The sequence below is a fragment of the Falsiroseomonas oryziterrae genome (assembly GCF_021864505.1).
Lineage (GTDB): Bacteria > Pseudomonadota > Alphaproteobacteria > Acetobacterales > Acetobacteraceae > Falsiroseomonas > Falsiroseomonas oryziterrae.
The window spans coordinates 1-7265 of the sequence record NZ_JAKJIB010000204.1 but is presented as its reverse complement, the minus strand read 5'-3'; the positions used below and the strand labels follow the sequence as shown (position 1 = coordinate 7265).

The following is a 7265-nucleotide window of genomic DNA, read 5'->3' as shown; positions in this document are numbered from 1 at the left end:
CCGGAGGCGCTGCTTGCCGCCTGGCAGGCGGCGCGCGCGGGCGCGGCGGCGGGGCGCTGGGGGCCGCCGCGGACCCTGCTGTTCCAGCGGGCCGAGGCGGAGCCGACGGTGATCGCCATCGCCGACGCCGATGCGCGCTGCTGGGCGGAGGCGGTGGATCGCGGCGCCGATCTCGGCACGCTGCCGGGGCTTGCGCTCTGCCTCCGGCTGCTGGCGCTGATCGAGGTGCTGGCCCGCGCGCCGTGGCTCGCCGGCATGTTCGACCTGACCGCCGAGGGGATCGAGTTGCATCCCGCGCTGGTCCGGGCTGCGGCATCGATGCCGCTCGATGGCGGCGCAAGGTTCGACGCGATGGCCCTTCGGCGGCTATTGTCGCGCGGACTCGCGTCGCGGGCCTCCGCCTGAGCCGCGAACCCGCCCGCCACACTCCGGATCCGCGCCCGATGCCCCGTCGCCCGATGTGCCGTCCAGCCCTGCTGGTCCTGCCCCTGCTGCTCGCGGCCTGCGCGCAGCCCCTGCCGGTGCCGCCGATGGGCGGGGCGCCGCGCGGGGAGCGCGACGCCTCGGTCGATGCCTGCCGCGCCGAGGCGGACCGGGTCGTCAGCTTCCGCGAGCGCGGCCAGACGATGCGCGCCGACGAGACGGAGAGCGGCCGCGGCACGGTGACGGTCGCGCCCTTCAGCCGGGCGGAGAACGACCGCGCCATGGCGCAGATGGACCGCGACCGGATCATCCAGGACTGCCTCGCCGGGGCGCGGACGGCCCGGCGCTGACGCCGCGGTGGCCGCGCTCGGCGGCCTCGGCCGCGCGCTCTCGCACCGCAATGCGCGGATCTTCTTCGGCGGCTCGCTGGTCGCCTGGACGGGCCTCTGGATGCACCGCATCGCGGTGGCCTGGCTGGCCTGGGAGCTGACGCGGAGCGCCTTCTGGGTCGGCGTCGTCGCCTTCTGCGACCTGGCGCCGGCGGTCATCTTCTCCCCCATCGCCGGCGCCGTCGCGGACCGGGTGGACCGCGTGCGGCTGGCGATGGCGGCGCAGGCGGCGATCGGGCTGCAGGCGGCGGTCATCGCGGGGGTGACGGCGGCAGGGCACATGAGCATCGGGCTGCTGCTCGTGCTTGAGGTTGCGGGCGGCATCGCCGCGTCCTTCGCGCAGCCGGCGCGGCAGACGCTGATGCCGGGGATCGTGCCGCGCGGCGATCTTGCGGCGGCGGTGGCGTGCAACAGCCTGACCTTCAGCATCGCGCGCTTCATCGGCCCCGCGCTCGCCGGGCCCATCATCGCGATCTGGGGCGTGGTGCCGGCGATCGGGGCGAATGCCGTCGCCTATCTCATCGCCTGCGCCACGCTGCCGCTGCTGAGCATCGCGGCGGCCGAGCGGCGCGGCCACCCGGTGTCCAAGAGCCTCTGGGGCGAGGTGGTGGAGGGCATCTCCTACGCCGCGCGGCACCGGGGGATCGGGCCGCTGCTGCTCTATGCGGCGCTCGGCGCGATCCTGCTGCGCGGCGTGCAGGAGATCCTGCCGCCCTTCGTGGAGCGGCTGTTCGGCCGCGGGGCGGAGAGCCTGGCGATCCTGACCGCCTGCTTCGGCATCGGCGCGCTGGTGGCGGGGCTGTGGGTGGCGAACCGCGGACGGCTCGAGGGCACGACGCGGCTCGCGGTCTGGGCGGCGCTGGCGCAGGCCGCGGCAACGGGGCTGTTCGTGGCGACGGGCTGGTTCCCGCTCGGGATGCTGGCGGCGGCGCTGATCGGCGGCTTCGCCTCGGTGCATGGGATCAGCGTGCAGACGCTGCTGCAGACCGCGACGGAGCATGAGTTCCGCGGGCGGATGCTGAGCCTCTGGGGGCTGATCACGCGTGCCTGCCCGGCGCTGGGTGCGCTCGCCCTGGGTGCCGCGGGGGAAGCCTTCGGGCTGCGCGTGCCGACGCTGGTGGCGGTCGCGCTCTTCCTCGGCGTCTTCGCCTGGGGCATGGCGAAGCTCGGGCGCATGGAGCGCGAGTTGGAAGGCGGGGGCGCGAGTCCTGCCGCCCGCTGAAGGGGAATGGGAATGCTGGACGCCGCGATCGTGGGCATGGGCCGCTGGGGCCGGGTGCTGGTGGAGAGCGTCCACGGGCGGAACGATTTCGGGGCGGCCGATTCAGACCTCCGGGCTGCGCCCTCCGGTCATCGGACGCCGGCCGGGATCCGCTTCGTCGCCGGCTCGACCGGCACGCCGGAGAAGGCGCGGGACTGGGCGGCGGAGAAGGGCATCCGCCTGCTCGGCAGCTACGCCGAGGTGCTGGCAGACCCGGCGGTGAAGGCCGTGGTGCTCGCCACCCCGCATGGACAGCACGCCGAGCAGGTCGTCCAGGCCGCGCGCGCCGGCAAGCATGTCTTCGTCGAGAAGCCCTTCACCCTGGCCAAGGCGGATGCCGAACGCGCCGTCGCGGCCTGCCGCGAGGCCGGGGTGGTGATGGCGCTCGGCCACAACCGGCGCTTCCTGCCGGCGGTGGCGGAGATGAAACGCATGCTGGCCGATGGCGCGCTCGGGACGCTGCTGCATGTCGAGGGGCAGTTCAGCGGGCCCGGCGCGCTCGCCTACAAGCCGGGGATGTGGCGGGCCGACCGCGCCGAGAGCCCGCTCGGCGGCATGGGCGGCATGGGCATCCACATGATCGACATGATCATCAACCTCGCCGGGCGCTTCCGGGAGGTGACGGTGCGCAGCCATGCCCGCGTCTCGACGACCATCGACGACACCACGGCGATGCTCGGCGTGCTGGAAAGCGGGGCGACGGTCGGCTTCGCGACGCTGGCCCTCGCACCGCGGCTGTGGCGCGTGGCCTTGTTCGGCACGGCGGGAATGCTGGAACTCCAGACGCATGAGCGGCTGACCTTCCAGCCGGTCGAAGGCGAGGGCTGGACGCGGCAATATCCGAAGACCGACATCGAAGCCGCTGAACTTGCAGCATTCGCAGCCGCCGTGCGCGGCGAGGCGCCCTACCCTCTCCCGGTCGAGGACGCGATCCACGGCGTCGCGGTGTTCGAGGCGATGATCGGCGCCGCGGCCTCGGGCAGCAGCTACGCCGTGGCGTGAGGGCGGGCCCGGCAGGGCGCGCCGTCTTGACGCGTTGTCTTGCCGCCCTGGCATCCACTGCCTAGAAGCGCGCGCGCCGTCATCAGGAGGCTCGCACCATGTCCAAGATCACCCGCCAGGGCAGCAACCAGATCCTGTCCAACTCGGTCGAGTACCACAACTTCGTCTATCTCGCCGGCCTGACCGCCGACGACCTCTCGCAGGACGTCACCGGCCAGACCCGCCAGGTGATCGCCAAGATCGACGCCGCGCTGGAGGCGAACGGGACCGACAAGACCCGTCTGCTGCAGGCGCAGATCTGGCTGAAGGACATCCGCGACCGCGACGCCATGAACAAGGTGTGGGTCGAGTGGCTCGGCGATGCCGGCCGCCCGGCGCGCGCCTGCGTGGAGGCCAACATGGCCGATCCGCGCCACCTGGTGGAGATCATGGTCACCGCCTGCCGCTGAGGCGGGTTTGAACGGGGCGCCGGCCGTCGCTGCCGGCGCCCTTCCCGCGCCGCCCCGGTCGCGCGGGTGGCCTCTATACGACTCCTGCATGGCTCCCATCTTTTCCCTTCGGGGCAGCCTTGAGTCTTGTGTTTCGTGTGTTGCATCGATGTCGCAACACCGTGGCCACCATGTCGTGCGTGTCGGCGGCTAGGATGATTTGCCGATTGTAGACGCCGCGACTCACTCGCCTCCGACAAATCACGCCGGATTACGCCGTGTAACGCCCGGCCGGGTTGGCACCCCCGCGGTCGGCGGTTACCCGCCATCACACACAACGGCGTCATCGCCGTTGCAGGGGCGGACAAACGGGGGACGACTGGATGCGGGCTCGCAGCGCGCTTGTGTTTCTGTCGGTCATCTTCGGTGCGGCCACCTTCCCGGTCGCCGACGCCGCAGCCAATCAGCGGCAGAGTCAGAAGCAGGCGCGGGCGCCCCAGGCGACAGCGCAGCAGGCGGCGCCGGCCCGCGCCACCGCGCAGCGCAGCCAGTCCCGTCCCGTGGCCGCCCGCTCGGTCCAGCCCCGGATGGCCATCGCGCCGCAGGAACAGGCCCAGGCCGCGCTGCTGACGCCGGCCGTCGCCCGCTTCGCCGGCCAGCCCGGCACGCCGATCCTGCCCGTCTCGATCTCCTCCGGCCTCTCCTGCGTGCCCTTCGCGCGCATGGCGACGGGCATGAACATCAGCGGCGACGCCCGCCAGTGGTGGCACAACGCCGCCGGCACCTATGCCCGCGGCCAGCACCCGGAGCGCGGCGCCATCCTGTCCTTCCCGGCCTCCGGCGGCATGAGCCGCGGCCATGTCGCGGTGGTCAGCCGGGTCGTGAACGCCCGCACGATCGAGATCGACCACTCCAACTGGGCGGGCCCCGGCATCCGCCGCGGCACGGTCATGCGCGGGGTGCGGGTGGTGGACGTCTCCGACCGCAACGACTGGACCGCCGTCCGCGTCCAGGTCGGTCACGACAGCGACACCTTCGGCCGGACCTATCCGACCCACGGCTTCATCTACAACCGGCCGGTGGGCGAGCGCACGCTGCTGGTGCGCGGCCCGGCCCTGCAGGAGGTCGCGATGGCCTCCTCGCCGCATGCGCGGCTGCACATGATCCGCGCCGCCGAGGCGCTCGCCGATTGAGCTTGCCTCCGGCCCCCCGGCCGGGCTGACCTCCGGGGCGCAAACCCCGGCGCAGGAGCTCGGCGATGCATGACAAGCGGGCCGATGGCGCCGAGCGGCTGATGCTGCGGGCCAGCGACGACATCCCGAACAACCCGCGCCTGCCGGTGCTGCTCCATCGCGGCGCCGTGCCGGCCGGAGACCCGGCGGCGGCCGAGGCGCTGTTCGCCCGGCACGGCTGGCAGCCGGCCTGGCGGAACGGGATCTACGACTTCCACCACTACCACCCGAACGCCCATGAGGCGCTGGCGATCGCGGCAGGACAGGTGCGGGTGCGCCTGGGCGGCGAGGGCGGCGTCACGCTCGACCTCGCGGCCGGCGACGTGGTGGTGCTGCCGGCCGGCACCGGGCACCGGAACCTCGGCCAGACGCCGGACCTGCTGGTGGTCGGCGCCTACCCGCCCGGCGCGCCGCCGGAGCAATACACCGGGCGCCCCGGCGAGTTGCCGCGCGCGCTCCACGCCATCCCGACGGTGCCGGCGCCGCCGAGCGATCCGGTGACCGGCGGCCCCTATCCGGCGGGCTGATCGCGCTCCAGCACCGCGGTGGAGCCAGGCGAGAGGATCGCATAGGCCCGCCCGCGCCAGCGCACCTCCCGCCCGACGGCAGAGGCCAGGAAGATCCCGAGTTGCAGGAGATGCGCGACCGGCAGCAGCAGCCGGTCGCCCGGCATGGCGCGGGCCACCGCCTCGGCATCCGCCGGCGGCAGGACGCGGCGGGCCACCTCGGCGCGCATCGAGGCGCGCCATTGCTGCAGGCCGAGCGCGAGGCCGAGCACGGCGATCGCGGCGAGGTCGCCGCCCAGCGCGGCCGGGAGCAGCACCAGGACGGCCAGCACGGGCAGGAGCAGCCCGATGCCGAGCGAGGCCCAGGCCAAGGGTGCGTAGATCCGCGTCAGCAGCATCTGCCGGCGCGCGAAGGCGAAAAGGCTTGCCCAGTCGTGCCGCGTCGGGCTCGGCACCAGCACGCGTCGCGGGGTCCAGGGCGGCAGGCCGGCGGCATGCGCGGCCCGCGTCAGGGACAGGCAGTCCGACATCGCGCCGCCCCAGACGCGGCGGATCTTCACCGTCTGCAATGCCTCCGCGGTGATGGCGGTGGACCCGCCCCAGAGCAGGTTGAGCGCCCGCGGCCGCGCGAAGGTGGCCGGCCCGCGATCCGCGATGGCGGCGAGCCGCGACGGCAGGTCCTCCGGCAGCATCCAGCGATAGCCCGAGGCGATCTCCGCCCGGCCGGCGCGCAGCGGCCGCGTGAGCTCCGCCAGCCAGTTGGGTTGCGGCCGCGTGTCGGCGTCGAGGGTGACGACGATCCGCTCCTCGGGGTGCCGCGTGCCGAGCGCCACGAGCAGGTTCTGCACCTTCTGCGACCGCCCCTCGCCGGGCCCGGCAAGGAGGGTCGAGAAGCGCGCCGGGTCGAGACCCTGGGCCAGCGCGAAGGCCGGGTCGCGATCGTCCTCGAAGACGAGCACGGCCCGCCAGGGTCCGGGATAGTCCTGCGCCGCCAGGGCGGCGAGGCAGCCGCGGATGTCCTCGACCTCCGCGGCGTCGTTGGCGCGGATCGGCAGCAGGACCAGCACCGGCGGGAACGGCCCCGGGTCGGCCGGCGCGGCGGAGGGCAGCCCGCGCAGGTAGAGCGCGGTCGCCAGGGTGGCGAGCAGCGAGACGATGAGCCAGCCCGCCGCCAGGACGCCGGCGACCAGCCCCAACCCAGCCAGCGCCCCAGCCAGCCCGATCCCAGCCAGCTCCATGCCACCCTCGGTTGTAGCGACGCCACTCAACTACTGGACGGCGTGGCGCTGGTCCACTTGCTTCTGCGGTCGTAGAGGTCGGCGATGGACGGCGACGTCTTCATCCCGCCGATGCCGACGCCGCGCGACAGCCTGCCGGGACCGGTGGAGGCGCTGCGCCTGGTGCGGCGCGACCTGCTCGAGCTTTTCCTGCGCCGGACCTACCGCGCGCAGCTGATGGACCTGCGCCTGCTCGGCCACCGCATCGTGTTGGTGAACCACCCGGAGCTGGTGCGCGAGGTCTTCGTCCTGAAGCACGAGACCTACCAGCGGAAATCTCGCTTCATGGAGGGCGCGCTGCGGCCGGTGATCGGCAGCAGCCTCTTCATCAACCACGGCGAGACCTGGGCCGCGCGGCGGCCGGCGGTGGCAGCACCCCTGCACCCCGGCAATGTCGAGGCGTTCCACCCGCTCTTCATCCAGGCTGCGGAGGAACTGGCGCTGCGCTGGATGCGCGCGGCGGGCACCGAGCGCGACATCGCGCTCGACGTCGCGGCGGCGACCGCGCGGGTGGTGATGCTCGCGAGCTTCGGGCCCGCCGTGCCGGAGGCTGCGTCCGAGGCACTCGCGCGCGACTTCGCGGCCTATCAGGAGGTGGTGGAGAGCCTGGACCTCGCCGCGCTGCTCGGCCTGCCGGAGTGGCTGCCCTCCTGGCAGCGGCGCGGCGCACACGCCCGCGCGCGGCGGATGCGCGGGCTGATCGCGGGGCTGATGGCGGATGCCGCGCCGGGCGGGCTGGTGGACGCG

General features: G+C 73.8%; 9 protein-coding genes. 8 read left to right on the top strand and 1 reads right to left on the bottom strand.

The window, feature by feature from the left end; all coding sequences use genetic code 11:
- From L2I40_RS15470 to L2I40_RS15440, 7 genes are all read left to right on the top strand, one after another.
- On the top strand, positions 1–405 hold a 405-nt coding region (locus L2I40_RS15470; protein WP_237216101.1), incomplete at its 5' end, for a hypothetical protein.
- Positions 406–443: 38 nt separating this feature from the next.
- Positions 444–773 (top strand): hypothetical protein, encoded by a 330-nt coding sequence (locus tag L2I40_RS15465; RefSeq protein ID WP_237216100.1) that lies wholly within the window; start codon positions 444–446, stop codon positions 771–773.
- 7 nt (positions 774–780) lie between these two features.
- The gene (locus tag L2I40_RS15460; RefSeq protein ID WP_237216099.1) at positions 781–2034 is read left to right on the top strand and encodes an MFS transporter; all 1254 of its coding nucleotides are present in this window, start codon (positions 781–783) and stop codon (positions 2032–2034) included.
- A 12-nt stretch (positions 2035–2046) separates the two neighbouring features.
- Positions 2047–3075, top strand: a complete 1029-nt coding sequence (locus L2I40_RS15455; RefSeq protein WP_237216098.1) for a Gfo/Idh/MocA family protein — start codon at positions 2047–2049, stop codon at positions 3073–3075.
- A gap of 98 nt (positions 3076–3173) precedes the next feature.
- Complete coding sequence (locus L2I40_RS15450) at positions 3174–3524, top strand: RidA family protein (protein WP_237216097.1); 351 nt, start codon at positions 3174–3176, stop codon at positions 3522–3524.
- Between the two features lie 362 nt (positions 3525–3886).
- Positions 3887–4696: a CHAP domain-containing protein gene (locus tag L2I40_RS15445; RefSeq protein ID WP_237216096.1), complete on the top strand. Its 810-nt coding sequence runs from the start codon at positions 3887–3889 to the stop codon at positions 4694–4696.
- A gap of 65 nt (positions 4697–4761) precedes the next feature.
- Complete coding sequence (locus L2I40_RS15440) at positions 4762–5262, top strand: cupin domain-containing protein (protein ID WP_237216095.1); 501 nt, start codon at positions 4762–4764, stop codon at positions 5260–5262.
- Here the strand turns inward: L2I40_RS15440 and L2I40_RS15435 are convergent.
- A complete protein-coding gene (locus tag L2I40_RS15435) occupies positions 5247–6479 on the bottom strand; it encodes a glycosyltransferase (protein ID WP_237216094.1) in 1233 nt (410 codons plus the stop codon). The genes L2I40_RS15440 and L2I40_RS15435 overlap by 16 nt on opposite strands.
- Positions 6480–6563: 84 nt before the next feature.
- Here L2I40_RS15435 and L2I40_RS15430 point away from each other — a divergent pair.
- Positions 6564–7265 (top strand): cytochrome P450 (locus L2I40_RS15430; RefSeq protein WP_237216093.1); only part of this gene is annotated, 702 nt, incomplete at its 3' end.

Coding starts and splice junctions, on each gene's coding strand:
- L2I40_RS15455 (WP_237216098.1), top strand. CDS start 2,047: ATGCTGGACGCCGCGATCGTGGGCATGGGCCGCTGGGGCCGGGTGCTG.
- L2I40_RS15450 (WP_237216097.1), top strand. CDS start 3,174: ATGTCCAAGATCACCCGCCAGGGCAGCAACCAGATCCTGTCCAACTCG.
- L2I40_RS15445 (WP_237216096.1), top strand. CDS start 3,887: ATGCGGGCTCGCAGCGCGCTTGTGTTTCTGTCGGTCATCTTCGGTGCG.
- L2I40_RS15440 (WP_237216095.1), top strand. CDS start 4,762: ATGCATGACAAGCGGGCCGATGGCGCCGAGCGGCTGATGCTGCGGGCC.
- L2I40_RS15435 (WP_237216094.1), bottom strand. CDS start 6,479: ATGGAGCTGGCTGGGATCGGGCTGGCTGGGGCGCTGGCTGGGTTGGGG.
- L2I40_RS15465 (WP_237216100.1), top strand. CDS start 444: ATGCCCCGTCGCCCGATGTGCCGTCCAGCCCTGCTGGTCCTGCCCCTG.